Source organism: Bacteroidota bacterium, from assembly GCA_025059945.1.
Taxonomy (GTDB): Bacteria; Bacteroidota; Rhodothermia; order JANXDC01; family JANXDC01; genus JANXDC01.
Genome location: JANXDC010000016.1, coordinates 1 through 25,595, shown reverse-complemented (window position 1 = coordinate 25,595; position 25,595 = coordinate 1). Strand labels below are relative to the sequence as shown.

The 25,595-nt window shown below is 62.9% G+C and carries 24 protein-coding genes, 1 tRNA gene and 1 pseudogene; 4 read left to right on the top strand and 22 right to left on the bottom strand.

Annotated elements, in window-relative coordinates; genetic code table 11:
- Nucleotides 1-5: 5 nt before the first annotated feature.
- The 3 genes from rplM to NZ993_09340 all read right to left on the bottom strand — a co-directional run bounded on the left by rplM (nucleotide 6) and on the right by NZ993_09340 (nucleotide 3,499).
- On the bottom strand, nucleotides 6-437 hold the full coding sequence (gene rplM, locus NZ993_09350; GenBank protein ID MCS7155990.1) for a 50S ribosomal protein L13: 432 nt from the start codon (nucleotides 435-437) through the stop codon (nucleotides 6-8).
- Between the two features lie 74 nt (nucleotides 438-511).
- Entirely contained in the window at nucleotides 512-2,449 is a 1,938-nt protein-coding gene (nagB, locus tag NZ993_09345) for a glucosamine-6-phosphate deaminase (protein ID MCS7155989.1), read from the bottom strand.
- A 63-nt stretch (nucleotides 2,450-2,512) separates the two neighbouring features.
- Nucleotides 2,513-3,499 (bottom strand): NAD-dependent epimerase/dehydratase family protein, encoded by a 987-nt coding sequence (locus NZ993_09340; protein MCS7155988.1) that lies wholly within the window; start codon nucleotides 3,497-3,499, stop codon nucleotides 2,513-2,515.
- 365 nt (nucleotides 3,500-3,864) lie between these two features.
- On the opposite strand from NZ993_09340, the gene NZ993_09335 reads away from it, so the two are divergent.
- Nucleotides 3,865-4,914 carry a hypothetical protein gene (locus NZ993_09335; GenBank protein ID MCS7155987.1) on the top strand — a complete coding sequence of 350 codons (1,050 nt, stop codon included), beginning with the start codon at nucleotides 3,865-3,867 and terminating at the stop codon, nucleotides 4,912-4,914.
- On the opposite strand, the gene NZ993_09330 is transcribed toward NZ993_09335, so the two are convergent.
- The 17 genes and pseudogenes from NZ993_09330 to rpmE form a co-directional block, all read right to left on the bottom strand.
- Nucleotides 4,911-5,660, bottom strand: coding sequence for a hypothetical protein (locus NZ993_09330; GenBank protein MCS7155986.1), 750 nt, complete (start codon nucleotides 5,658-5,660; stop codon nucleotides 4,911-4,913). The genes NZ993_09335 and NZ993_09330 overlap by 4 nt on opposite strands.
- 68 nt (nucleotides 5,661-5,728) lie before the next feature.
- Nucleotides 5,729-6,667 (bottom strand): malate dehydrogenase, encoded by a 939-nt coding sequence (gene mdh, locus NZ993_09325; GenBank protein ID MCS7155985.1) that lies wholly within the window; start codon nucleotides 6,665-6,667, stop codon nucleotides 5,729-5,731.
- Nucleotides 6,668-6,732: 65 nt separating this feature from the next.
- Nucleotides 6,733-8,067, bottom strand: coding sequence for a rod shape-determining protein RodA (locus NZ993_09320; protein MCS7155984.1), 1,335 nt, complete (start codon nucleotides 8,065-8,067; stop codon nucleotides 6,733-6,735).
- An 11-nt stretch (nucleotides 8,068-8,078) separates the two neighbouring features.
- A complete protein-coding gene (gene mrdA, locus NZ993_09315; GenBank protein MCS7155983.1) occupies nucleotides 8,079-9,881 on the bottom strand; it encodes a penicillin-binding protein 2 in 1,803 nt (600 codons plus the stop codon).
- The gene (mreD, locus tag NZ993_09310; GenBank protein ID MCS7155982.1) at nucleotides 9,871-10,356 is read right to left on the bottom strand and encodes a rod shape-determining protein MreD; all 486 of its coding nucleotides are present in this window, start codon (nucleotides 10,354-10,356) and stop codon (nucleotides 9,871-9,873) included. Before mreD ends, mrdA begins: the two co-directional genes overlap by 11 nt.
- Nucleotides 10,353-11,198 (bottom strand): rod shape-determining protein MreC, encoded by an 846-nt coding sequence (locus tag NZ993_09305; protein MCS7155981.1) that lies wholly within the window; start codon nucleotides 11,196-11,198, stop codon nucleotides 10,353-10,355. The genes mreD and NZ993_09305 overlap by 4 nt, the downstream gene beginning before the upstream one ends.
- A 12-nt stretch (nucleotides 11,199-11,210) precedes the next feature.
- A complete protein-coding gene (locus tag NZ993_09300) occupies nucleotides 11,211-12,224 on the bottom strand; it encodes a rod shape-determining protein (GenBank protein MCS7155980.1) in 1,014 nt (337 codons plus the stop codon).
- A 12-nt stretch (nucleotides 12,225-12,236) separates the two neighbouring features.
- A complete protein-coding gene (gene purH / locus NZ993_09295; protein ID MCS7155979.1) occupies nucleotides 12,237-13,772 on the bottom strand; it encodes a bifunctional phosphoribosylaminoimidazolecarboxamide formyltransferase/IMP cyclohydrolase in 1,536 nt (511 codons plus the stop codon).
- 51 nt (nucleotides 13,773-13,823) lie between these two features.
- A pseudogene (gene purN, locus NZ993_09290) lies at nucleotides 13,824-14,390 on the bottom strand (phosphoribosylglycinamide formyltransferase).
- Between the two features lie 351 nt (nucleotides 14,391-14,741).
- Nucleotides 14,742-15,440 carry a succinate dehydrogenase iron-sulfur subunit gene (locus NZ993_09285; protein MCS7155978.1) on the bottom strand — a complete coding sequence of 233 codons (699 nt, stop codon included), beginning with the start codon at nucleotides 15,438-15,440 and terminating at the stop codon, nucleotides 14,742-14,744.
- A gap of 16 nt (nucleotides 15,441-15,456) precedes the next feature.
- A complete protein-coding gene (locus tag NZ993_09280; GenBank protein ID MCS7155977.1) occupies nucleotides 15,457-15,654 on the bottom strand; it encodes a hypothetical protein in 198 nt (65 codons plus the stop codon).
- Nucleotides 15,654-17,477, bottom strand: a complete 1,824-nt coding sequence (sdhA, locus tag NZ993_09275) for a succinate dehydrogenase flavoprotein subunit (protein MCS7155976.1) — start codon at nucleotides 17,475-17,477, stop codon at nucleotides 15,654-15,656. Before sdhA ends, NZ993_09280 begins: the two co-directional genes overlap by 1 nt.
- 25 nt (nucleotides 17,478-17,502) lie before the next feature.
- Complete coding sequence (locus tag NZ993_09270; protein MCS7155975.1) at nucleotides 17,503-17,982, bottom strand: succinate dehydrogenase; 480 nt, start codon at nucleotides 17,980-17,982, stop codon at nucleotides 17,503-17,505.
- A gap of 15 nt (nucleotides 17,983-17,997) precedes the next feature.
- Nucleotides 17,998-18,363, bottom strand: a complete 366-nt coding sequence (gene sdhC, locus NZ993_09265) for a succinate dehydrogenase, cytochrome b556 subunit (GenBank protein ID MCS7155974.1) — start codon at nucleotides 18,361-18,363, stop codon at nucleotides 17,998-18,000.
- Nucleotides 18,364-18,477: 114 nt separating this feature from the next.
- Nucleotides 18,478-19,818 carry a 16S rRNA (cytosine(967)-C(5))-methyltransferase RsmB gene (gene rsmB / locus NZ993_09260; GenBank protein ID MCS7155973.1) on the bottom strand — a complete coding sequence of 447 codons (1,341 nt, stop codon included), beginning with the start codon at nucleotides 19,816-19,818 and terminating at the stop codon, nucleotides 18,478-18,480.
- Nucleotides 19,818-21,068, bottom strand: a complete 1,251-nt coding sequence (locus tag NZ993_09255; protein MCS7155972.1) for a putative sugar nucleotidyl transferase — start codon at nucleotides 21,066-21,068, stop codon at nucleotides 19,818-19,820. Before NZ993_09255 ends, rsmB begins: the two co-directional genes overlap by 1 nt.
- An 80-nt stretch (nucleotides 21,069-21,148) precedes the next feature.
- On the bottom strand, nucleotides 21,149-21,364 hold the full coding sequence (gene rpmE / locus NZ993_09250) for a 50S ribosomal protein L31 (protein MCS7155971.1): 216 nt from the start codon (nucleotides 21,362-21,364) through the stop codon (nucleotides 21,149-21,151).
- A gap of 125 nt (nucleotides 21,365-21,489) precedes the next feature.
- Here rpmE and serS point away from each other — a divergent pair, with 125 nt between their 5' ends.
- The 3 genes from serS to NZ993_09235 are packed head-to-tail and all read left to right on the top strand — an operon-like array spanning nucleotide 21,490 to nucleotide 24,954.
- Complete coding sequence (gene serS, locus NZ993_09245; GenBank protein MCS7155970.1) at nucleotides 21,490-22,767, top strand: serine--tRNA ligase; 1,278 nt, start codon at nucleotides 21,490-21,492, stop codon at nucleotides 22,765-22,767.
- Nucleotides 22,764-23,594 (top strand): orotidine-5'-phosphate decarboxylase, encoded by an 831-nt coding sequence (pyrF, locus tag NZ993_09240; GenBank protein MCS7155969.1) that lies wholly within the window; start codon nucleotides 22,764-22,766, stop codon nucleotides 23,592-23,594. Before serS ends, pyrF begins: the two co-directional genes overlap by 4 nt.
- A gap of 43 nt (nucleotides 23,595-23,637) precedes the next feature.
- A complete protein-coding gene (locus NZ993_09235) occupies nucleotides 23,638-24,954 on the top strand; it encodes a DUF2851 family protein (GenBank protein MCS7155968.1) in 1,317 nt (438 codons plus the stop codon).
- Between the two features lie 27 nt (nucleotides 24,955-24,981).
- On the opposite strand, the gene NZ993_09230 is transcribed toward NZ993_09235, so the two are convergent.
- Together NZ993_09230 and NZ993_09225 are read right to left on the bottom strand one after the other, a co-directional pair.
- Nucleotides 24,982-25,066, bottom strand: a tRNA-Leu gene (locus NZ993_09230).
- A gap of 49 nt (nucleotides 25,067-25,115) precedes the next feature.
- The gene (locus NZ993_09225; GenBank protein MCS7155967.1) at nucleotides 25,116-25,553 is read right to left on the bottom strand and encodes a DUF420 domain-containing protein; all 438 of its coding nucleotides are present in this window, start codon (nucleotides 25,551-25,553) and stop codon (nucleotides 25,116-25,118) included.
- Nucleotides 25,554-25,595: the final 42 nt, after the last annotated feature.

Sequence of the window (25,595 nt, the reverse complement as noted above, 5' to 3'; positions counted from 1 at the left end):
CCCCCTCACAGTTCGATCCGTTCCGGCTGCTGGGCTTGATGCGGATGGACCGGCCCGGCGTACACTTTCAGTTTCCGAAACTGCGCCCGCCCCAAAACCGTGTTGGGCAGCATCCCGCGGACAGCAAGCTCCAAGAGCCGCTCCGGCCGCCGCTGCGCCAGGTCCCGCGCCGTCTCCGTTTTCACCCCACCGGGATAGCCGCTGTGACGCCAATAGAGCTTCTGCGTCCACTTCCGACCCGTGAGCCGGATCTTATCGGCATTGATAACGACCACGAAATCGCCGACATCCACGTGGGGCGTATATTGGGGCTTATGCTTGCCCCGCAGAATCGCCGCGATCCGACTGGCCAGGCGACCCAGGGTCTTGCCTTCGGCGTCGACTAGGTACCATTTGCGCTCCACTTCGCCTGGCCTGGCTTGATATGTCTTATGCATCTGCACCGCGACTCCGGCTGCCTATAAAGAGAGCGCGCAAAAATAGCCGGCTTCGGCGCGTAAAGTCAAGGAAACTAGAGGCCTTGCACAAGGAAGGCCTCCACGGCGTAGAAGGCCGGCAAGCCCAGCTGATCCAGCTCACGGGCCGTGCCCTGGTTGCGATCGCGCGCACGCTGCCAGAACTCCCGATCATCGTAAGCGCCCGGGAACATAGCCCGATCTTTTTGGCTTTCGTGTTTAAAGATGGCCTCGATTTTCCACTCTAGCTCGGATTTCGACATGGGCACGAACACGGTCGCCTCCTCCAACCCCCACTCCTGCCAGGCGCCTCGATAGAGCCAGACCTGGGGGCGGGCGTACCCTGCGGCCTCGTACTGCTCCAGGGCGGCCATGATGGCGTTATAGCACATCCGATGGGTGCCGTGGGGATCGGAAAGATCGCCTGCGACGAAGATCGCATATGGCTCCAGCTCTCGCAGAAGGCCCAGTACGATCGCGATGTCGGCTTGGCTGATCGGGAGCTTGCGCACCTGACCGGTCTTGTAAAACGGCATGTCCAGAAAGCGAGCCGCTTCTGGGCCCAAACCGATCGTCTCCAGGGCCGCGATGGCTTCCGAGTATCGGATGTAGGCCTTCAGGGCCTGCACCTCGGGCAGGTCTACCTCCCCGGGCCGCTTGCGGCGGAAAAACTCGAAGATCCGATCTCGCTCCCGGCGCAGGCGCTCTAGGGCTTCGCCCGTGATGCCCAGTATGCCAGAGGCCATCTCCACGAAGCGCAGATGCCGGCGCACGTCGTTGTCGAAAACAGCCACGCTGCCGTTGGTCATGTAGGCCACGACCACGGTGTTATGGTTTTCGACGAGCTTGCGCAGCGTGCCGCCCATGGAGATGACGTCGTCATCGGGATGGGGGCTAAAAACGATCAAGCGCTTGCGCTTCGGCAGCCGGTCGGCGTAGTAGATCCGGCTCCGGAGGTCTTCGTAAATCCGCAGACAGAGCCGGTCCACGTCCCCGTAGCGGTGCACGAGGGCGTGCAGGTGGTGGTTGTAGAAATCGGCGCTCTCCAGATGCAAGATGGGCTTGCCCACCTGCTTGGAGAGCCAGATCACGGCTCGCTTGGCCAACGCATCGTCCCACGGTACGTCCATGACGAGCCAGGGGGTCTTGACGCGCGTCAGCTCCGCGGCAGCCGCCCGGTCGACGTAGACGAACGCGCTCGGATGCTCCTGCAGGAAGGAGGCCGGCACTTGACGGGAGATCTCCCCCTCAACCGCGCGCTGGATGATGGCCGCCTTGTGTTCCCCGGTGGCCATGAGGATAACCTCGCGGGCCTCCAGGATCGTACCCACCCCCATGGTGATGGCCTCTCGGGGCACGTTTTCAGCTCCGAAGAAGTCGCTGGCAGCGTCCTTGCGCGTGATCTCATCGAGTACGACCAGGCGCGTGCGCGTGGAACGGTCCGATCCGGGCTCGTTGAAGCCGATATGCCCGGAGCGGCCGATGCCCAACAGCACCAGATCCAGCCCGCCGTATTTGCGGATCATGCGCTCATACCACTGACAGTGTTCCTCGACGGCCTCGCGCGGAATATCCCCTCGCGGGATGAAGATCTGATCGGGGGGGATATCGAGATGCTCAAAGAGGTTCTCCCACATAAAGCGGTGGTAGCTCTGCAGCGAGTCGGGGTGCATCGGGTAGTATTCGTCTAGGTTGAACGTGACGACGTTCGAGAAGTCCACGCCCTCCTCCCGGTGCAGGCGCACAAGCTCCTGATAAACCCCGATGGGGGTGCTGCCGGTGGGCAGACCCAGGACAGCCCAGTCGCCGACGGCGCGTTTCTCCTCGATCAAGCGCACGATCTTCTTGGCGACCTGCACGGCCATCTGATGGGGGTCTTCGAAGATGAGCACGGGGATCTTTTCCCGGCTTGTGCCGGCGTTGATATACGTGGCCAAGGTGCGAGCGCTTGCGGATTCGGGGTGCGCAGGCGATTTGTGAACGCGTGAGGCCATATGGACGTGATCCCTGCTTGTTGAGGCGTTCGGCAAATAGGCATCTCGGGTGCGCGATCGCGCCTAAAGCTGCCCTGTGGTTCGGTAATGCGCTACGGTATCGGCCGCGGTTTCGGAAAAGGGGCGGAAGACCACCCCCAGTTCCTCTTGAGCCATTCGAACGTCGTAGCGTGGGGTCCGACAAGCGGCCTGCGCGATCTCTCGCGTCAGTCCTACGGGCTTGGGGCTAATCCACCCCCATGCCTCCCCAATCCAGCCGAGCCAGCGCAGCGCGTGCGCCCCTATGGGGCGCTCAGGCACAGGCCGTCCTAGCGCGTGGGCGATCTCCGCCAAAAGCTCTCGAAACGACTGCTCTTGCGCCGACAGCACGTAGCGGCGGCCTACCGTGCCTTTCTCCAGGGCCAAGCAGACGGCCTCGGCCACATCCCGGGCGTCTACGGAGGCGACCCGGCCCGGAGGATAGCAACGAATCCAACCCCGATGGAGGGCCCAAAAGAGCCGTCCTGTCCCCTCGCGGATGCGCCCTGGTCCGAAAACCAAAGCCGGATTCAGCAGGACGGCCGGAAGCCCCTCGGCGATGCCCCGATACACCTCAAGCTCAGCTAGGTATTTCGTGTAGCCGTAATACGAGGACCATGCGGGAAATCCGAAACGTAACGCGCCATCGATCGGCTCCTCATCCTCTGGAAGCCCCAGGGCGGCCACGGAACTGAGATGCACCAACCGCTTAAGCCCGGTCTGCAGGGCGACGTCGACAAGACAAGCGGTGCCGCGCACGTTTACGCGCCGCATCTGCGCCCGCCAGCGCGGATGAAAAGCCACCAGGGCCGCCGCATGCACAGCCGCGTCGGCTTCCCTGAGCAACGCCCGCAGAGCCTCTGGATCCTCTATGTCTCCGGGGACGAACTCCACGGAAGAAAGGCAATCGGAGAGCACATCCAGGCGATCCGGACGGCGAACGAGGGCGCGCACCTTTAGCCCCCTGCGCAGAAGCGCCCGAACCACGTGGGAGCCCACTAGCCCTGTGGCGCCCGTAACGGCCACGATCATACCGACTTCACAAACGGAGCGTTTCCCTTCAACCGGCCTATGCTGCCAAATCCTAAAGGAAGGCGGGCACCATCGCACCTCGCCATTCGCAGTGCCTACGGAAAACTGAGCAACCGAGACATTCTCTGTCTAGTTTTGCAAAAATCCGACATCGAGAGCGTTCGTCCGCGATCTACCTGGATATGGGGTGTGCCTTGCGCGCTCGGGCGGCTAGCTTGCGGAATCGTTTTGGCACATGACGGATCGAATTTGCCCGCACTCGCGATAGAAGCGCAACCGAAAAGACCCGGTCTTTTTGCCGAACGCTTGACGCGCTGAGCTTCCGGATAATTGTTTTTGGATATCTAGTTGAGGAGAATCCGCCTATGAAGCGCCTCGGATACCTGCTATTGGCTCTCGTCGCCAGCGCCTGCGATCGCGTAACGCCACTCGTAGAGCCGGAAAGCGACCCCGCGCTCTTAGAGGCGGAGCTAGAGTTTCAGGAGGTGCAATCCCTGCCGCGCCTGCCTCGGGAGGCGCCGACGCGTATAGGGGCTTACGTGATCCGAATCGAACACGTATCCCTGACCGGACCCCATGTGGAGGTTTCCGTCACGCTGCGTCGGCTTGGTCCGGAGGCCGGAGAAGGTTGGATGAACCCCTTTTTCTTTCCCGCTGGCTCTAACCAAGGAATCGGGCTCATGCTTGTGGTATTTGACCCCGGTAGGGGCCTTTTCCGGGCCCTATGGAATGGGCAGGTGGACGGTCAGCCAGGCATACCCGGGACGACAGGACAAGAGCCCCCAGGATGGGAGCGCCGCATGCGGGTGCGTTTCGCCGTGCGCAGTGGCTACGTTCCGATATATCTGCGGCTTGGAAGCTTCCGAGAGGGGGTTTCCCCCCTGTTTCCCTTTACCCGCTACACGGAGCTGCGACCTGTAGCGCTTGTGTACCTGGGCACTAAGCATCCCGGTCTGGAGGGGCTTCTACCGGATACGGCTCTGCCTGTGGGAAGCTCCGTTCGGCTCTATAACGGCTGGGAGTTCAGCGTGATCGGCTTAGAACTGACTGAACGCGCCCTGCCCGTAGAGGGCGGAGGCCCTTGGAGGCCTCAGCCAGGCAGCCTCTGGGCCATCGTGCGGCTACGCATCCGATGCGCAGCTACGAGCTCTTGTGTGCAACCGCCGCTTAATCCGTTTCATCTCATCCGACCCGTTGAATCGAGCGTGTTGCTCTTCGTTGGCCCCGCCCCTTACCGACCTTGGCCCGGTTCGACGGCCGAAATCGGGCCTCAGCTGCGGGAGCTAGAGCTCGTCTTCCGTACGCCCCAAAGCCCGTGGTGGGGCGGCTGGCTGCTATGCGAGAACTTTGGCGTGTACGAGGGACACCCTCAGCGGCTGCTTTTTTTCGCGCTTCCGGCCCCTGAAAGCAGCTAAAAGCCCGATACGGAACGTAGCTCCCAAATGGTGCCCGCCAGGGTTTCGGTGAAAACCGTAATGGGATCTGTCCTTTGGCGTATGATCCCCGCCCCCCGGGCGACCCAAACGGTGATCGTAACGGGTACGGTGACGTTTATCGGGCCCGCGGGCGACTGCAGGTTGCCCTGCAGGGCGGCGTTGAGCACAAACTTGGCCGCATCGCGAAACGTGCCAGCTGGCACTGTGACGGTTTCGATGCCCACCTGGCGGCCGGTGGAGTTGACCTGTAAAGTGCCCGTGAAGCTGAGCCCGCTCAGGACGCCCTGCACCTGGTAGGGCCCTGACGGGAAAAAGCTATAGCCAGAGGCCCCGGCATCCCAACGGATAAAGGGCTGCCAGCTAGGGCTGAAACCTCCCGTGACGCGAATCGAGGCGGTCAGGGCTCCTAGTACCTCTCGAGGGCTGCGGTAGTAGCGCCAGAGGTTGCCATCCCCATCCAGGTGCACGTACGTCGTGTCTACAGCCGAACCCGTAACATTGCGCTGCAAGATAGCCGAGCGCCCGCCGATGGAGACCTCAGCTGCGTTCTGCGTGGTGCGCTCTCCCGTTTTGGTGCGATCGGCCTCGTTGGCCTGCCGAAAGCTGTAGACGTCGTAAGTCCAGGTGGCCCCGATGGAGCCGGAGAAATACGGCTTTTCGGTCTTTCCGCAACCCAGCCCCAGAAGGGCTGCTAGCAACCAGGCACCGTAGCGTATGCTCTTCATGGCCTGCTCCCTTAAATAGCAAGACACCGTCCGCGCTTAGCCGAGGCCTCAGCGGCTTGGTGAAGGGCCTACGTCCGCGTCGCGGCAATGCGTTTATAGGCTTCCAGGAGCTCGCGAACATGTTCGGCCGATCGATGCAAAAGCCTCCGCTCCTCTTCGGTCAGCTTGAGTTCGATCACCTCCTTGATGCCTCCTCGGCCGAGCTTGACAGGGACCCCGAGGAAGAGGTCGCGGATCCCGTACTGACCCGTTAACCAGGCCGCGACGGGCAGAATCCGGTTGCTGTCCTTGATGATGGCCTCGATCATCTCGACCACGGCCGTTCCAGGGGCGTACCAGGCGCTGGTGCCCAGCAGGTTTACGATCTCCCCGCCGCCGTATCGGGTGCGTTCCACGATCTGGGCCAGGGTCCGTTCATCTAACAGCTCCGTTACCGGGATCCCCGCCACGCTTGTATAACGGGGCAGGGGAACCATCGTATCCCCGTGCCCTCCCAGCAGGAGCGCCTGAACGTCGCGCACCGAAACCTTGAGGGCCTCGGCGATGAAGGCCCGGTAGCGGGCCGTATCCAAGACCCCGGCCATACCGAAGACCCGCTGAGGTTCAAAGCCGCTCGTCTCGTAGGCCACGTAGGTCATGACGTCCAGCGGATTGGAAACGACGATCAGGATCGCATCCGGAGAGCGCCGCACGAGGTTTTCCGTGACCTCTTGTACGATGCGCGAGTTGGCGTCCAGTAGATCGTCCCGGCTCATACCGGGCCTGCGGGGCAGGCCCGCCGTGATGACACAGATGTTCGAGCCCTCCGTGGGGCCGTAGTCTTGCGTGCCGATAAGACGGGTGTCAAAGCCCGCAATCGGGCCACTTTGCGCGATGTCGAGCGCCTTGCCTTGGGGTAGCCCCTCTTTGATGTCCACGAGCACGACCTCTTGGACCAGATCCATACGGGCTAGCACGTCGGCCACCGTAGCCCCCACGTTGCCGGCCCCTACGATGCTGACTTTCATGATCGAACACGTCCCCTTGCTTTTGATGTGCGGAAATTACGTCTTCGCTCGAAGGCCGAGCAAACCTACAGCTGGCGAAACCGCAGCCGCTGCTGATGCTCCCGATACAGGCGCATGATGAGCGCAACCAGAAACATGTTCGTCAGCAGCGCCGAGCCCCCGTAGCTGACAAACGGCAGCGGGACTCCGATAACGGGCATTAGACCCGTGTTCATGCCCACGTTGATCACGATGTGCACAAGCAGCAAGCTCACCACCCCGATGCCAACCAGACGCGTGAACCAGCCTCCCCGTTCGACCATATGGAGCAAACCCAGCAACAATACGGCGTAGAGCGCCAAAACGCTCAAAGTGCCCACAAGACCAAACTCCTCCCCGATTACGGAGAGGATGAAGTCCGTCGACTGAGCCGGCACAAACCCCGCCTGCGTCTGAGCCCCTTGGAGGAAGCCCTTACCCCATATGCCACCGGAGCCAATGGCCATCTGCGCCTGAAGCACGTTCCAGCCCGCCCCGCGCGGGTCAAGCTCCGGGTTCACAAAGGCCTCCAGTCGGGCTACCTGATGCGGTTTGAGCAGATAAGGCAGCGCAAAGACGCCGGCCAGGGCGGTCCCGTTGAATAAAGCCCCGAAGAACACCAGGCGGCGATCCCGTTCGAGCATCCCCACAAGCAGCGCGCCCCCTATCGCCACCCCCGTGGCTATGCGGAGATCAAGCAACCCCAGATAGAGCACCAAGACAGGGATGATCATGGATACCGTAACGCCCAAAGACAGGCCCGAGCCGAAAAGCAGGGCGGGGATGAGGATGAGAAAGACGAGGGCCGTGCCCGTATCGTTTTGTGCGATGAGTAGTATTACGGGCGCCAGCACCAACAATACGGGCAGCATCCCATCGCGCAACCGCCCCATCAGCGGATAGTAGCGCTGTAGCCAGTGCGCCCGGGGCCGGAGGCGCGCAAAGGAAACGAACGTGTTGCGCTGTCGAAGCCCGCTCAGATAACGGGCCATGGCCAAGAGGGTGCCGATCTTCATGAACTCGCCCGGCTGGATGCCCACTGGACCGAAGTAGAGCCACGATTTGGCGCCGTTGACCTCTCGCCCCCATAGCACCGTGGCCGCGACCAACAGCAGCGTAACCCCATAGATCGGATAGGCTAGCTGGTAGTAGGCCTCCTCCGGGAGCAAGAAAACGAAACCCACCAAAAGCAGGGCTAGGACGAACCAGAGCAGCTGCCGCTCAAAGTTAGCCCTCAGGATCGGGCTCAAATGTTCGGCGGCGACCCCGTGTGTGGTGCTGTAGATCGCCAAAAGCCCCCACAGGATGAGCAGCAGAGCCGCACCCGGCACGGCGTACCAGGCCCATCCAGGCATCCAGGAGCGCTTGGAAAGAGAGCCCATATAGGGAGCCCCTAGCGCAAGCTGAGCGGACGGCTGACCGTCTGCGGCCGAACAGACCGGGTTCGAAGATAGCGCTCAAAAAGCGCCCGCGCGATCGGGGCGGCGTGAACCCCACCGAAGCCAGCGTTCTCCACCAACACGGCTACGGCGATGCGGGGCTTCTCAAACGGGGCAAAGCCGATAAACCAGGCGTGATCGCGCCCATGAGGGTTCTGCGCCGTGCCCGTTTTGCCCGCGACCGCGATCCCGGGCACGCGCGCGGCCCTTCCGGTTCCGGCCTCCACGGCCAGACGCATACCCTCTCGAATAAGCGCTATATAGGTCGAATCTATGGGTATACGCCTGGGCGCTTCACGCCAAAGGCGTTCTTGTCCGGTTTGCGGATTGCGCATCCGACGCACCACATGAGGGGTGTAGTACCAGCCCCCGTTGGCCAGGGCCGCGCAGTAGGCCGCCATCTGCAGGGGTGTAACGGTCAGGTTGCCTTGGCCGATACCGAGGCTGATCAGGTAGCCCATCGTCCAGCGGCCTGGCCCGTAGAGGCGGTTAAAGTAGGCGCTATCCGGCAGCACACCGCCCCGCTCTCCGGGCAGGTCGATGCCCGTGGGCCGACCGAAGCCGAACTGCCGGCCGTACCAATGCCAGCGCTGCAGGTTTAGGCGGGTCATCAGCCAGTAGAAGAACGTGTTGCAGGAGACCTGCACGGCGCGCTGCGCGTTCACGGGCCCGTGAGCGCCGCCGTAACAACGGAAAAAGCGGCCGAAGTAGAACCCCCCTCCACAGCGTACGGTCGTTTGCGGCGTAATTATCCCCTCTTGCAACGCCAGTAAAGCCATAAAAGGCTTGAACGTGGAACCGGGAGGTTGCTCGGCCTGAATGGCCCGATTGAACAAGGGCCGCGCCGGATCCGTGTTGAGGTCTCTCCAAAGCGAGGGGTCTACCACACCGGTAAGCGCCTTCGGATCGAAATCCGGACTGGAAACGAGCGCCAGTATCTCTCCGTTCTGGGGGTCTATAGCTACTACCGCGCCCTGACGCCCGGTCATGAGCGACTCGGCCAGCGCCTGCAGGTTGGCGTCTAGACCCAGTTCCAGGTCAAATCCGCTTTGCGGGGGCACATCCTCACCGCCCTCCCGATAAGGTCCTATAGCCTGACCCAAGGCGTTTACCAGCACCAGGTGTTGGCCCCGCTGTCCGCGCAGCTCGGCCTCGTAAAACCGCTCCAGGCCTGTATGCCCTATCAGGTCGCCCATCTGGTATACGGGCCGGCGCCGGGCCAGCTCCCCGGCCGAAATCTCCCGGACGTACCCGAATACGTGCGCCCCCCGGACACCGGCCGGATACCGGCGACGGGTCTCCACCTGCAGATCAATACCGGGGAAGCGATATAGGTTCTCCTGCAGCCGGGCGAATTGCCGGGCGTCGAGATCCCGAAGCAAGCGAGAGGGGCGATAGAGGCTATAAGCGCGCGCCTGCCGATAGCGAGCCCAGAGGAGCGAATCCGGCACCCCTAGCAGACGAGCCAGCCCTGGAATTTGCCGGGTGTCGAAGTCAACGGGCGTAAGGGTGACCGTAAAGGCCGGCTCCGTATCGACGAGCACGACCCCATTGCGATCATACAGGGTGCCCCGGGGAGGATCAACCGGCTGGGCCCGCAGCGTAGTTCGACGGGAACTTTCCGCGTGTCGCCAGTACTCTATGGCCTGCAGCCAGAAAAGCCGCAGCGCAAGCAGGCCCATGAGGGTCAGTATGGCAAACCGCAACAGCCGAAGCCTACTTACGGGTTCGGGCGCTATGGGGGGATTAGGCGACACGATGGGGCCTCCAGAACAAAAACCCGATCCAGGCTATGAGGGCCGTATACAGCGCTCCGCCTAGCCATACCGAGCCAACCAGTCTACCCAATGACACAGGCTGGCCAAGAGCCAACAACCCCACCCAAAACGTATTATGCAGCAGGGCGGACAAAAACGCCACTAAAGCGGCTTCCTGCGAGCGCAAGACGAATCCCGCTCGGTCTTCTATGGGATAGAGGCCGATAAGATAGCCGGTAAGGGTCTTGGTGAACATCTGCAGGCCCCAGCTGTCGCGGATGGCATCAAGCAGCAGGCCCGCCATAAACCCCACCAGCAAACCCTCTAGTCGCCCCCGCCGAAGCGCCACCCAGGCCACCAGGAGCAAAAGCGCATCCGGCACCGCCCCCCAGAGGATCAAGCGCTCTAAGAGGATCGCCTGCGCCAATCCGATCCCTAGAAGGCCCCCTATGTAGCGCAACCAACGCGCGATCATCTTGCGCTAAATCCGGAGCGTTCGATCGCCACGCGCTCAGGATCGGCCCGAAAACGCAGCACGAAAACCGCCTCAAGCGACCACAACGGTACAGCGGGTTCAAGCTCGATGTGCCAAAAGGGTCGACGCGGATCAGCACGCACGCTATGCACGCGCCCGATCAGAATCCCCGCCGGGTAGTCCAAACTCAGACCCGAGGTCAAGACCGAATCCCCGGGGCGCACCTCTACGCTCGGAACGATGTAATCAAGCAGCAGCCGATCGGGCCTACGACCATCCCAGCGCACCACACCGAGGGCTCGTTGCCGCATCAACACGGCGCTCACGCGCCAGTCCGTGTTCAAATACGCCTGGGCTAAGCTATAACGGGACCCCACTACGAGGATTTTGCCCACTAGCCCCTCGGGGGTCACGACAGGCATGCCGGGTTCAACGCCAGAGGAGCGCCCGATGCCGAGTACAAGCCGGTTGTGTAGGCCCGTAAGATCCTTCCCCACCACACGGGCCGGCACGGCGGGCCAGGCGCGAAACAGGGAATCGGGGGCCCGCCACCAGCCCTCCAGGCGTTGATACAGCACCTCCGCCGTGCGAAGCTTGCTGAGCTCCCCTGAAAGGCGCAGGTTTTCTTGGCGCAGCCGCTCATTTTCCCCGGCCAGCCGGAGGATCCCTAAAGCCCGATCCGTGTAATCGAGCACCCAAGCCGTGGCCCCTAAAGCCAACAGACGGAGCAAACGAAGCTGTTCGCTCTGTTGATGCAACAGCGTAAGCAGGCTCAAGCTGAGCAGGACCGCGAGCAACACGTGGTCGCGGATCCGCCCCCAGATGCGCCAGAAGCCTGCCATGGGGAAGACGCCTTACGAGAGGACCTTGGCGTAGGTATCCAGGTCATCCAAGACCTTGCCCGTTCCGCGCACGACGGCCGTAAGGGGATCATCGGCCACGTGCACCGGAAGCTGCACACGTTCTCGGATGAGTCGGTCTAGCCCCCTTAGCAGGGCGCCCCCGCCGGTGAGCATGATGCCGCGCTCTACGATATCGGCCGCCAACTCCGGGGGCGTGCGTTCTAGCGAACGAACCACAGCCTCCACGATGGCCTGTACGGGCTCCCGGATCGCCTCCCGTACATCGATGGAGCTAATCGTACGCGTACGGGGAATGCCGTATATGAGATCTCGGCCCCGCACCGTGATCTCTAGCTCAGGATCCAATTCCACGGTGGACCCGATTTCGCATTTGATGCGTTCGGCTGTGCGCTCTCCGATAAGCAAGCTGTGGTGCTTGCGGAAGTACTGGATGATGGCCTCATCGAGCTCGTTACCGCCAATGCGGATGGATTCCGCCAAGACGATCCCACTTAAGGCGATGACAGCGATCTCGGTCGTACCCCCCCCGATGTCGACGATCATATTCCCCACGGGCTCGTGCACGTTGAGCCCGATCCCGATGGCCGCCGCCATGGGCTCGTCGATCAGGTATACTTCGCGCGCGCCGGCTTGCTCGGCCGAATCCCGCACGGCGCGCTTTTCGACCTCTGTGATCCCGCTTGGCACGCAGATCACGATCCGGCGGGTGGACGTGTACCATCGGTTCTGAACCCGGCGGATAAGCCCACGGATCATCTGCTCGGCCACCTCGAAATCCGCGATCACCCCATCGCGCAGCGGCCGAATCGTTTGGATCTCGGGGTGGGTCTTTTCGTGCATCTGCAGGGCCTCATGACCGATGGCGATCACTTTGCGCGTGGAGCGGTGTACGGCCACGATAGAGGGCTCATTAAGCACGATACCTTTGCCTCGCACGTACAGCAACGTGTTCGCCGTACCCAGGTCGATAGCCACGTCGATCCAGAGAAAATCCAACAACCCCATGCCTACGTCCCTTCAGTGTCGGAAGTGTCTTGTTCCGGTGAAAACCATCGCCACCCCCATCCGATCGGCCGCCGCCACCACCTCGGCGTCTCGAATCGAACCGCCGGGCTGTATGACGGCCCGCACACCGGCTTCGGCTAGCACCTCTAAACCGTCGGGAAACGGGAAGAAGGCGTCCGAAGCCGCCACAGCACCCCGAAGGGCGAAACCGGCCTGCTGCGCCTTCCAGACGGCCAAGCGCGCCGCGTCAACGCGGGACATCTGGCCGGCCCCTATGCCCAAAGTGGCCCCTTCCTCGGCCACGACGATCGCGTTGGATTTTACATGCCGCACCACGCGCCAGGCGAACCGAAGCGCCCTCCATTCGGCCTCTGTGGGCTGGCGCCGGGTGGGAACCCACCAAGATACGTCCGCATCCGCGCCCGTGTCGCGCTCCTGCACCAGCACCCCCCCGAGCGCGGAGCGCAGTTGCCAGCGGGGCCTCTGGGCCGGACGCCAGCGAATGAGCCGACGATGGCGCTTCTGTTTTAGTCGCTCCAGAGCCTCCGGCGTAAAGTCCGGCGCCAGGATAATCTCCGTAAACAGCTGATCTACGGCCTGCGCCGCCTCGTCGTCTATGGGGTGGGTAAAAATCACGATCCCCCCGAACGGGGCCTGCGGGTCGGCTCGCAGGGCCCGCTCCCAGGCCTGGCGCGCACTGCCGCCCAAGGCCACCCCACAGGGGTTGGTGTGCTTGAAGATGGCGCATAGCATCGCGTCCTCGGCGAACTCCTCAGCCAGCTGAAGCGCCGCGTCGATGTCGAGCAGGTTGTTGTACGAAAGCTCCCGCCCGTGAAGCAACTCGATAAAAGCGGCCATGTCGCCGTAAAAGGCCGCCCGCTGATGAGGGTTTTCCCCGTAGCGAAGCGGTTGCGCCAAGGGCCAGGCCTGCGCCCACCATGTGGGCCATGGCTCTTGTGCAAAGTACTGAGCTATAGCCGCCTCATAGGCCGCCGTGCGGGCGAAAGCGGCCTGAGCCAGTTGCTTTCGGGTCCGAAGCGAAAGCCGCCCGCCGGAGGCGCGCAACTCCTCCAGAATCTCCGCATACTGAGCCGGGTCGGTCAGCACGGCCACCCATTGATGGTTTTTGGCCGCCGCGCGCACCAGGGCCGGCCCCCCGATATCTATTTGCTCTATCGCTTCCTCCTGCGTCGCTAGGGCTTGAGCGGACGCCTTCGGAAACGGGTAGAAATTGACCACCACCAGATCTATGCATTCCACCCCCCAGCGTTCCAGCGCCTCTAGGTCCGCCACTTGATCCCGACGGGCCAGAATCGCGGCGTGCAGCTGCGGATGCAGGCTCTTAACCCGCCCCCCGAGCATCTCCGGCCAGCCCGTGTAGGCCTCTACGAGCGTCACCTCTAGGCCAGCCTCTCGCAGTGCGCGCGCCGTCCCCCCCGTGGAGAGCAGCTCCACGCCCAACTCCTGCAGCGCACGGGCCAGCTCCAGCAGACCGGTCTTGTCGGAAACGGACAGCAACGCCCGTCGAACCTGAAGCTCCTGCTCCAAAACGGGCTCAGGAGGTAGAAGCTGCACCCGTCCGTTTTGCAAACGAATACGCCCCTGGGCTAGCCAACGCACGGCAAGCGGCAACAGCCGATGCTCTACAGCCTGCACGCGCGCCTGCAGCGACTCAGGCGTATCCTCGGGCAGCACGGGCACGGGCTCCTGGACTACAATGGGACCCGCATCGTAGGCCTCGTTTACCAGGTGCACCGTAACCCCCGTCCAGCGCACCCCGGAGGCGAGCACAGCCTCGTGCACGCGCCGTCCGTAGAAGCCCTTTCCGCCAAAGGCCGGCAGCAGGGCCGGATGCACGTTTAAGATCCGGTCTCGATAGGCCGAGACCACGGCCGGGGGGATCGGCCGCAGATATCCAGCCAAAACCAGGCCCTCAACCCCGTAGGGCCATAGCACGGCCTGCAGGGCTTGGGCGAAGGCCTCTGCGTCCTCCGTAAAGGGCACTACATGAGCGGGAATGCCCTGCTCTTGGGCCCAGCCCAAGGCCGCGCAAGCCCGGTCGGATACCACGCAAGCGAGCTCCGCCGGTACATAGCCTGACCGAATAGCCCCCCAGAGGGCGCGTAAATTCGACCCGCGACCGGATACGAAAACGGCTAACCGCATCATTGGTTGCGACGCTTCCCGTAGATGTGCCTCTGCGGCGGCTTGCCCGGCTCGGAATGGGACACAAGAAACCCCAGCAGAACCGCACGCCGTCGCCAATCGACCCGAAGATCCTCACTTGCGGATCGATCCCGCTTTGCGAGCAGAAGGCGACCCGCTGTGTGCGCTTTCCGAAAACATCCGATTCGGATGCGGCAGATCTTCGGGGCGCCGCTAATTACGGAAAACGGCCGCGAAAGTCAAGAAAACAAACAGGCGCGTCGCCCTCTCAGGGACGCGCGCCTGGCAAGTGGTGTGGGTTGAGATTAGGTCTTTGGACAACTCCAAGTAATGCAGCAAGGAACGATCGGGTCAATAGCGGGCGGTGACGGCGCGCCGCTTCAGCGCGGAGATCCAGCGCGTGATGTCGATCTCCTTCGGGCAGGCCTGCACGCAGTTGAAGATCGTGTAGCACTTCCAGAGGCCTTCGTTGCTGTCGACGATGCGCAGCCGCTCCTCCGCGCCCTGATCCCGGGAGTCGAACACAAACCGGTAGGCCTTAAGCAGGGCGGCCGGGCCCAGGTAGTCGGGATCGGCCCAGGTCGAAGGGCAGCTTTGGGTGCAGGCCCCGCACAGGATGCATTTGGTGGCCTCTTCGATCAGGGCGTGCTCCCGAGGGCTTTGCAGCCGCTCCCGCTCCGGCGGGGGGTCTTCGTTGATGAGCCAGGGCTTGACGGCTTCGTACTTCCGGAAAAAAGCACTCATGTCTACGACCAGGTCCTTGATCACCGGAAGCACGGGCAGAGGCTCGATGGTGATCTCAGAGCCCAAGTCCTTGACGAGCACGGAGCAGGCCAGTTTGTTCTCCCCGTTGATCCGCATGGCGTCGGACCCACATACGCCATGGGCGCAGGAGCGTCGATACGTGAGCGTGCCGTCGATGTTCCATTTGATGTAGTTGAGCAGGTCTAGAACCCGATCCATGGGATCAGCCGGCACCTGGTAGGTTGCCCAGTGCGGCGCCGAGTCGGTCTCGGGATTGAAGCGCTTGATTTTGACTGTCACCTGCATGGGTCGTTCCTCGCCTTCAGATGGCTCCGCGAATGGTCCAGTAGCCTAGCCACAAGAGGGCACACCCCAGGAGCAATCCGCCCCAAAGGCCCAGAAGCCTAATCAAGTCATAGTCCCCGTTGCGATAACGCATCCACGCCCGACGCCCCCCATGTAGAGCTAGAATGCTCAGGGCCACGGCCCAGATCAGGGACATCGTCGACCAGCTGTCCATCAGTACTTGCGCTCCTTGGGCTGGAAGAAAGGATACTGCTCCGCCGGCAAGATGACCACGGGTCGATAGCGCAGCTCTGTGGACTGATCCGGGTGTCGGTAAAAGAGCGTGTGCTTGAGCCAACGTTGATCGTCCCGATTGGGATAGTCTTCTCGGGTGTGGGCGCCGCGGCTTTCCGTGCGGGCTTCGGCGCTGTGGATAATCGATTCGGCTACGTCCACCAAGGACAGCAGCTCCCAGGCCTCCATAAGATCGGTGTTGAACTGCTTGCCGTGGTCGTCGATGCGCACGCGCTCAGCCCGCTGGCGTATCTCGGCGATCGCTTGGCGAGCCTTCTCCAAGGTCTCGGCGGTGCGGAAGACGGAAACGTAATCCATCATCATCTGCTGCAGATCGGCCCGCACCCGAGCCACGGACTCCCCCTCGGTGCGGCTCAAGATAGCCTCCAACACCTGCCGAGCCCGCTGCTCGGGGTTATCCGGAAGCGCAGGCAGCTTGCGCCCGCCTGTTTCGAGTTCGCGCACAATGGCCTTGCCCACTCGACGTCCGAAGACCACAAGATCCAGTAGCGAGTTGGTGCCCAGCCGGTTGGCGCCGTGCACGGAGACACAGGCCACCTCTCCAGCCGCATACAAGCCCGGAACGTACTCTAGCTCAAAAGACGGGGTGACCCAATGGCCCTTTGCGTCCTGATAGTTTCCGTCTCGACCGTCTAGCAACCGAACGGACCGGTAGACGCGTCCGTCCACATCCGTCGGAATGCCCCCCATGGCGTAATGGCAGGTGGGGGCCACGGGCACAGGCTGCCGTGACGGGTCGATACCGAGGTAAATCTTCGAAAACGTGGCGATCTCGGGAAGTTTCGTTTCGATTTCCTTAAGGCTCAGGTGGGTGAGATCCAAATACACGTAGTCCTTGCCGTCTATGCCGCGGCCCTCGCGGATTTCCTGGTAGATACAGCGGCTGATCACATCGCGCGGGGCCAGATCCTTGACCGTCGGGGCGTAGCGCTCCATGAAGCGCTCCCCATAGCGGTTACGCAGCACGCCGCCCTCGCCGCGGGCACCTTCCGTGATGAGGATGCCCAGCCGGTACATGCCCGTGGGGTGAAACTGCACAAACTCCATGTCTTCTAGCGGGATGCCGGCTCGCAAGGCGAGGGCGAACCCATCGCCCGTGTTGGCGTGCGCGTTTGAGGTCGTCTTGTAGACGCGGCCGTAGCCGCCGGTGGCGAGCACAACGGCCCTAGCGCGAAATGTGTGGATCTCACCCGTTCGAATCTCGTAGGCCACCACACCGGCCGTCTCGCCATCGGGGTTGATCAGCAAGTCCAGCACCTGAAACTCATTATAGAAGCGCACCTTGCGCTTCAGACACTGCTCATAGAGGGTGTGCAGGATCACATGGCCCGTTCGATCGGCCGCGTAACAGGCCCGGCGTACAGGGGCCTGCCCGAAGTTGCGCGTATGCCCGCCAAAGGGCCGCTGGGCGATCTTGCCATCTGGGGTGCGGGAAAACGGCACGCCGTCGTGCTCCAGCTCGATGATGGTCCGGGGCGCGTCTTGGCACATGACCACGATCGCGTCCTGATCGCCCAGATAATCGGAGCCCTTGACCGTATCAAAGGCGTGCCAAATCCAGTGATCTTCTTCCTCGTTGCCCAAAGCAGCGCAGATGCCGCCCTGAGCGGCCCCGGTATGGGAGCGCAACGGATGCAGCTTGCTAAGCACGGCCACATCGGCTCCCTCGGCGGCATAACGAGCCGCCATGAGCCCCGCGCCCCCTGCGCCCACTACGACGACCTCATGCTCAAAGACCGCCATACCCGATTATCCCCCTTTTCGGATGTCAGCCGGGCTTGGGGGGAGTGTAATTCCAGCCCGCCGTGATCACGGAATAGGCCCCAACCACGAGCAAAAACAGAGCCACACACCAGGCCAGCACGGTCAGCAGCAGCCGCGCCATGTCGTGGCGAACATAGTCTCCGATTATGTTGGAGAGCCCGTAAAAGCCATGATGTAAGGCGAAGAGCAGAAAAAGCAGGTTGTAGGTCTTCCAAAACCACGCATAAGCAGGATCGGCCAGTCGGGCCATGACCAGATCGTATGGCGTCGGCTCTACTAGCCCCGTGCGGGCTTGCGCGGCCTCTCCGTAGCGGGGTAGCTCCCCCTCAGAAAGCAGCTCGGAGGTCATCGTGGCCGTGGCCGGATCATAATGCTGCACCCAGTAGTGCACGATGAGCATAATCACAAGCACGCTTCCCGAGACCCGATGGAAAAACCACCAAAATGCCCGGGGACGTGGCGAGGGCTGATATAGATGCCTCATGGTCTCGTGCGCTCCTTAAAAGAACATCCGCAAGATAGGATAGGCCCCCAGCCCGATGATGAGCACCGCGGCTCCTGAAAGGGTCCAGAAAAGCCGTTTCTGCTGGGGAGACCATCCCAGAAAATCAATGAGCACGATCCGCAACCCATTTAGCGCGTGATACGTCACAGCAGCCAAAAGGAAGATCTCCAGCACCCGAAAGAGGGGATGATGATAACCCGCGATCAGGGCGTTGAATTGATCGCGATCCGTTAGGGTCCGAAGCCCGTAGACGTGGACAATAATGTAGCCCACGAGGGCCAGGCCGCTGATGCGGTGAAAGAGCCAGGCCAGCATGCCCACGCGCATTTTATAACGAAAGAGCAGCTCCCACCATCTCATGCCGTCCTCCGCACTCTGAGGCCAACGGGGGCGTCGCAAAATGCACCTTCGAATAGCGAAAATCTAAAATCTTTCCGAGCCTTTCAACAGCAAAGAGGGCCGCTCCATTCCCGCCTAGCGATGCCGGCGCAACCGCGCAGCGAAAACCCCATCGGCGCCCGTATCGGGGGGAAAGCTCACCATCCAGCCCGATTCCTGAACCCAACCGGCAGGCACCCAGCCGCATGCGGACTCCAGCGTAAACTCCGGATGTCGGGCTAAAAAGGCCTGCACCTGCTCTTCGTTCTCCTCGGGCCACAGCGTGCAAGTGGCGTACAACAACACCCCGCCGGGCCGGACGAGTTGGGCGGCGTTCTCCAAAAGCTCCCGCTGCAGAGCCACCAGCTTAGGCACATCCTCTGGCTGCCGCGCCCAGCGCAGATCGGCTCGCTTGGCGAGCACACCCAGGCCCGTACAGGGGGCGTCTACGAGAACCCGGTCGAAAAGCCCCTGTCGCCACCGTCGACCGTCCGCCTGCAACACGCGCACGCATCGGGCGCCATACCGGCCGACGGCGCCCTCCAGGTAACGCGACCGACCAGGGTGAACCTCTATAGCCCAAACCTCCCCCTGATCGGCCATCAGCTCGGCAATGAGCAAGGTTTTCCCTCCTGGGGCGGCGCAAAGGTCCAAGATGCGCTCCCCGGGTTGGGGATCCAACAACCGCACCACCCAAGCCGAGGCCGGATCCTGTACTGCGAGCATGCCTCGCAGAAGGGCACCTCGAAGCGGCGCCAGAGCGTGCACCCAAAAGGTCCGCTCTAACCCCTCTACGGGCTCCGGCCGCAGGCGCTCCAGCGTCTCCGAAGACAGTCCCAGGTCCTGCCAAGAGCGCACCCGGCGGGGGTTGAGGCGCACAGCAAAACGCGGCCGCTCGTTACCCCAGCGCAACAAGGCCTCTGTACGCTCGCGCCCCCAGCAGCGCAGCCAGCCCTCTACGATCCAATCCGGGTACGAATACCGAATCCCGAGCCGCTGCACGGCATCCTCGACATCCGGCTCCGGCCAGCGCGGCTCGCGCAGGGCACGGCGCAGCAGAGCGTGCACCAGCTTGGCTGCGCCTTCATGAAGATACTCTCGAGCGATCTCAGTCCAGGCGTTCACCACGACCGGGGTCGGGGCGCTTGTAAAACGCAGCTCGTATAGCCCGATCCAAAGCATGGCCCGCACGGCGGGCTCCAGACGATCGGCGCGACGGTACCAGCGCGCCAGCAGAAAGTCCACATAGCGGCGCCACCGCAGCGCCCCCTGAACCAGCTCCGTGACTTGGGGGCGTTGGGGGATCGTAAGCCGTTCGGCATCGGCCAACCGGGCGGCGAAAGCCCCCTCTTCTGCTACGCGCCGCAGCGCATATAAGGCCCACTGGCGCATCGGCGCCTGTGGCGCCGGACGTGGAATCGCAGATCGGCGCGGCATCAGGATTCCCAAGTGCGCTCTGGGCGTGTGGCCTCGTAGACGTAGCGCAACAGCTCCCGGTCCGCCTCCGATAGGGAGCGATTTCGACGAGCAAGCACGCGCTCGGCTGCGGCCAAAAAGCGGTCCAGGGGATAGGTGCTGAAGCCCGCCGCCCCTCCCCAGCTAAACGACGGGATGACCGTTCGGGGAAAACCGGCCCCGAATACGTTGGCCCCCACCCCCACGACCGTGCCCGTATTGAACGTGGTTCCGACGGCGGATTTGACGTGGTCGGCAGCAAATAGCCCCAAAAACTGCCGATCCGTGTCCACAAAACGACCCTCGAGCGCATCCCAGATGCGCACGGGCCGGTAATCGTTTTTGAGATTGGAGCTCTGCGTGCCGGCCCCCAAATTGACCCATGCGCCGATCCAGGCATGCCCCAGATGCCCGTCGTGGGCCTTGTTGGCATAGCCCTGGAAAGTCGTCATCACGACCTCTCCCCCCACCCTACAGACGGGCCCAATGCTTGTGCCGCCATACAGGCGCGCGCCCATACGCACCTGCGTATGCGGGCCGATGTAGCATGGCCCGCGGATGGCGGCTAACTCTCCCACCTCAGCCCCCTCGTCGACCACGATCGGGCCGGATTCCGCATTGAGCACCGCGCCCGGATAAACCACCGATCCGGGGGCCAGGTATATGCGCTCCGGTGTAAGCCCAAGGGCGCCTGCGTGCATTCGACCCTCAAAGCGGCCTAGGGGGAAATCGCTGAGCTCTCGCGTCAACTCGGCCGCGCTTTCGTAAACCACATCCCCTAGCCTCCGCAGGAGCTGAACCCCCTCCCAATCGGTGCGGGGCCATCCCTCGGAGGCCTTGTTCGGGTCCCCCTGTTCGGGATCCCACCTCAGCAGCGCCTCGCCTTCCAGGCGCAGAGCCAACCACTGCGAGCCCGACCACCAGCTCTGCGGCCCCCGCGCATCCCTCATGGCGCGTACCTGGGTCTCTGTGGGGATCCAGCGGGCGTTCACCCAAAAAATGACATCCGCGGGCCTCCACCGGTTTGCCGCGATGTCGTAGGCTTGCTCGGTCCAGGGCGCCAGGAAGGGCCGCACCCAGGCCCGCAGCTCCACACCGCCCCCCCAGAGCCGACGATGCTTCTCCCAGAGCGTGCGCACGCCCACGCGCAGCTCGAAAACAGGTCGGGTCCACACCAGCGGAAGCAGGCGCGCTACTTGGGCATCCTCCACGAGATAAACGATCTGGGTCATGCGCCGAGCTCCGGCCCAAAAACAAACAGAGGCGACCTTATGTGGCCGCCCCGCCTGTGTGCACGCTACACGCTTATGTCCTACTGCGGGTTGTAAGCTTGGCCGTATTTGCGCATGAACTTCTCGACGCGGCCTGCGGTGTCGACGAACTTTTGCTTACCCGTGTAGAACGGATGGCAGACCGCGCAGATCTCGACCTTGATGTCCCGCTTGGCCGTCGAGCGTGTCTTGAAGCTGTTGCCGCAGATGCAGTGCACGGTTACTTCGCGGTACTCGGGATGGATACCGGGCTTCATGTTGCTACCTTCGCTTGCTATGCATCCTGAACAAAGGTACAGCGGGACGCGATCGGATCGCAACCGATTGCGCCAGCCGCGGCAAAAGGTGTAGCTTGGCGGCCGCATAGCCCGTTCTGCAAAGCATGATCGATATTCGGCTGTTGCGACAAGACCCAGAGCGGATCCGGCAGGCTGTTTTGCTTAAGCAAGCCGGCGATCCGGCACTGGTGGATCAAATCCTGCGCTTGGACGAGGAGCGGCGCCGCCTGCAAGCAGAGGCCGATCGTCTGCGGGCTGAGCTGAATGCGCTCTCTCGACAAATCGGTCAGCTCATGGGGCAGAGTCGTCAAGAGGAGGCCAGCGCGATCAAGACCCAGACGGCGGAGCTCAAATACTGCATCCGGCAGCTTGAAGAGCGCCTGCAGGCGATCGAATCCGAGCAAGAGGCGCTTCTGCTGCAGATCCCCAATCCCCCCCACCCCTCGGTGCCCGTTGGGCGGTCGGCCTCAGACAACCAGGTCGTGCGCATTTGGGGAGACCCTCGCCCCTCTGAGGGGCTGCGGCCGCATTGGGAGATCGCCGAGGCGCTGGGGATCATCGATTTTGCCCGCGGAGCCAAGGTGTCGGGATCCGGCTTTCCGTTTTACGTCGGCATGGGGGCCCGTCTGCAGCGGGCGCTTATCGCCTTCTTCTTGGACGAGGCGGCCCGGCGGGGCTATCTGGAGATGGAGCCCCCGCTGCTGGTAAACGCCTCCAGCGCCCGCGGCACGGGCCAGCTTCCCGACAAAGAGGACCTGATGTACGTAATCGAGCGCGACGAGCTTTACCTCGTTCCCACGGCCGAAGTCCCCTTGACGAACTACTACCGAGACGAGCTGCTGGAGGAGGACGCCCTGCCTATACGGCTTTGCGCCTACACGCCCTGCTTTCGACGCGAGGCCGGCTCCTACGGCCGAGACGTACGGGGGCTTAACCGGCTGCATCAGTTCGACAAGGTCGAGCTGGTTAGGATCGCGCATCCGGAACAGAGCTACGCGGAACTGGAAAGCCTGCGAGAGGACGCCGAACGGCTGCTGCAGCTACTTGGGCTTCCCTATCGGGTTTTGCTTATGTGCACAGCCGATCTGGGCTTTACGCCGGCCAAAAAGTACGACCTGGAGGTCTGGAGCCCTGCACAGAGCCGATGGCTGGAGGTCTCCAGCGTCTCGAATTTCGAGGATTTTCAAGCCCGCCGCATGAACCTGCGCTTTCGGCCCCGGGATGGATCCCGGCCCCGTCTGGTGCATACACTCAACGGCTCCGGTCTGGCCCTGCCGCGCGTGGTGGCGGCCCTTCTGGAGCATTACCAGACCCGGGAGGGACGCGTACGCGTGCCGGAGGTCTTGGTTCCGTACCTGAACGCGGAATGGCTTTCCATATGAGCTGGCTGGATCGCCTAAGGGCCTTGCAGGAGGCCCGCCGCTCGCTTCTGTGCGTGGGCCTGGATCCGGATCCGGAACGGTTGCCGGCTGCGCTACATCCGGAGCGCGACCCCGTAGAGGCCATCTACCGGTTTGTTTCGGCCCTGATCGCCGCCACGGAGGAAGTGGTCTGCGCCTTTAAGTTCAACACGGCCTTCTATGAAGCGCACGGAGCGGCGGGCTGGGCGGCCTTGGAGGCGCTCGTATCGAGCGTGCCACCGGGTCCGATGGTGATCCTGGACGCCAAGCGGGCCGATATCCCTCATAGCGCGCGCTTTTACGCGCAAGCCCTCCTGGGGCGCATGCCGCGGGCGGATGCCGTGACGGCCTCCCCGTATATGGGGCTTGAAGCCCTGGAACCGTTTTGGGCCTACCCAGATAAAGCGGTCTTCGTGCTCTGCCGCACGTCAAATCCGGGGGCGCAGACGCTACAGGAAAAGCGCCTGCAAGCGGGACACTCCCTCTACCAAGAGGTGGCCGCCCAAGTCAACGCCTGGGCCCGCGCTCGATCCCTGAACCTGGGGCTTGTGGTCGGCGCCACGGAACCGGAGGCGATCCGGAACGTGCGCCACAAGGCCCCCGAGCTTCCGCTGCTCATCCCCGGCATAGGAGCCCAGGGCGGGGCCCTGGCCGAGGCCGTTCGGTACGGAACGGCCGGCGGAGGCTGCGTCCTGATCAACGTGAGCCGGAGCGTTCTGGAGGCGGGCTCGGGCCCGGACTTCGCCGAACAGGCCCGCAAGCAAGCCGAGACACTGCGCCAGCTGCTCTGGGCCCATCGATCGGTGTAACGGCGGCCTGGACCGCGAGGTCCTGTCCGCTGGATGTTCGCAAATGCGACCTGCCCCATCGGAGCGGCTGCTGCATGCGCTTTGGCTGTACGGCGCCTTCGAGACGCATGCGCTTCGCACCGTAGAGGGCCTCCCCGTGCGCGTGGTGCGGCTGGGCCGACCCAATCCGGATCAAGGGCCAGACATAGAGGGGGCCGAACTGTTCATAGGGGAGCAGCGTTGGGCAGGCGCTCTTGAGTTCCACTGGCGATCGGCCGACTGGGTGCGACACGGACACCACCAAGACCCCCGCTACAACGCCGTCATCTTGCACCTCATCTGGCGGGCCGATCCGTGTACAGGCGCTCTATACCGAGCCGACGGATCCCGGCTTCCTGAGCTTGTGCTGCAACCCCTAGCACCTGCCTCTTTACGAACGTTAGAGCATCCCGATCTGGAACGGATCCCCTACTGCAAGCCCGAGCTAGCCAGATTGCGGCCAGAAGAGGCGCGTCGGATACTGGACACGCTACAGAGGGCGCGGCTGCTGGACAAAACAGCCCGGTTTCGGCGCGATAGCGAGCGCCTCCGAACACGCCAGATAGCATCCTGGGATGAGGCGCTCTGGCGCGCCTTGGCCGAAGCCCTGGGATACTCCGCCAACCGAGAGCCTATGCGCCTGCTGGCCGAAAGGGTTCCGCTGGAGCGGCTAAGGAGCCTACCTGATCGCATAAGCCGCGAGGCGTTGCTTTTCGGGGTGGCGGGCTGGCTGCCGGATCCCGAGCAGGCTCGCCTTGATGCCTATGCCCAAGCTGTACGCGCCGCCTGGGAGCATCTTGCGGACCTCCCGGAGCCCATACCCGGCACGTTATGGCGCACAGCTCGGGTGCGGCCCGCTAACCATCCCGTGCCCCGCATCGCCCAGGCCGCCGCGCTCGCAGAACGTCTTCTGGAGGCGCCCTTTGCGCCGCGCTTGCAACAGGCCGCGCAGCAGGGGTTGCCGGCGCTACGCCGGCTGCTGCAGACACCGGTGTCCGCGTATTGGCAAGAACATCGAACCTGGGGCGTTAGGCTGCGACAGCCGTCTCGTCTTGGGCTTGGCCGAGAGCGCCTGGATGTGCTGTTGGTAAACGCCGTCTTGCCGGCCCTGTGTGCGCTACGCGAGGAGGCACAGCCGCTCGACTGGTTTGCGCGCTTGCTTGCTCTATATCGCTCTGTGCCGCTGAGGGGGTACAACCGCATCAGCCGGCGCTTTGCGCATTCCCCCTTAAGCGCACAAACAGAGGCTGACGCACAGGCCCTACAGCACCTCTTTGGTCGCTTTTGCTCGGAGGGCGGCTGCCTACACTGCCCCGTGGGAACCGCGCTTTATGGCTTCTGATCAGCTCCCCAGATGGGATGGCGATTGTGCGGAGGGCGGGACTCGAACCCGCACGGCCTGGAGGCCACCAGATCCTAAGTCTGGCGCGTCTACCGGATTCCGCCACCTCCGCTATGACGCCTCAAGATACGACCAGAGTGCTCGAGTGGGCAAAGAAGAGCTCAAAATCGGATCGCGCCGGCCGGCTCCCCGTAAGCTTGCAGGACCCAGTAGATAACCCAGCCCGAGACGGCCACAAACAACCATATCGGAAAAGTCCAACGGGCCAAGCGCCGGTGCCGCTCAAAACGGCCCCGAAAGGCGTGCACGAGGAGCACGATAACCATCGGGCCGTTGGCCGCAGCCAGCACGGTGTGCAGAAAGAGCAAAACGTAGTAAGGCAGACGCCAGGCCTCCGGACCTGCGTATCGCGTGGTTCCGTAAAGGCCCCATTTGAGCAGGTAGAAAACCAAAAACAATGCAGCAAAGGCCGTGGCCACAAGCATAAAGCGCATATGCCAGGTGCGCTTTTTCAAGCGGATCATAACGTAGCCGATCAGCAGAAAAAGGCCGCTTAGGCCGATCGCGTAGACGGATAGCTGCCCTAAGAGCTGCCCCATGTCGGCGATCCTGATAAACGAAAGCCCGCCTGTAGGTGGCGG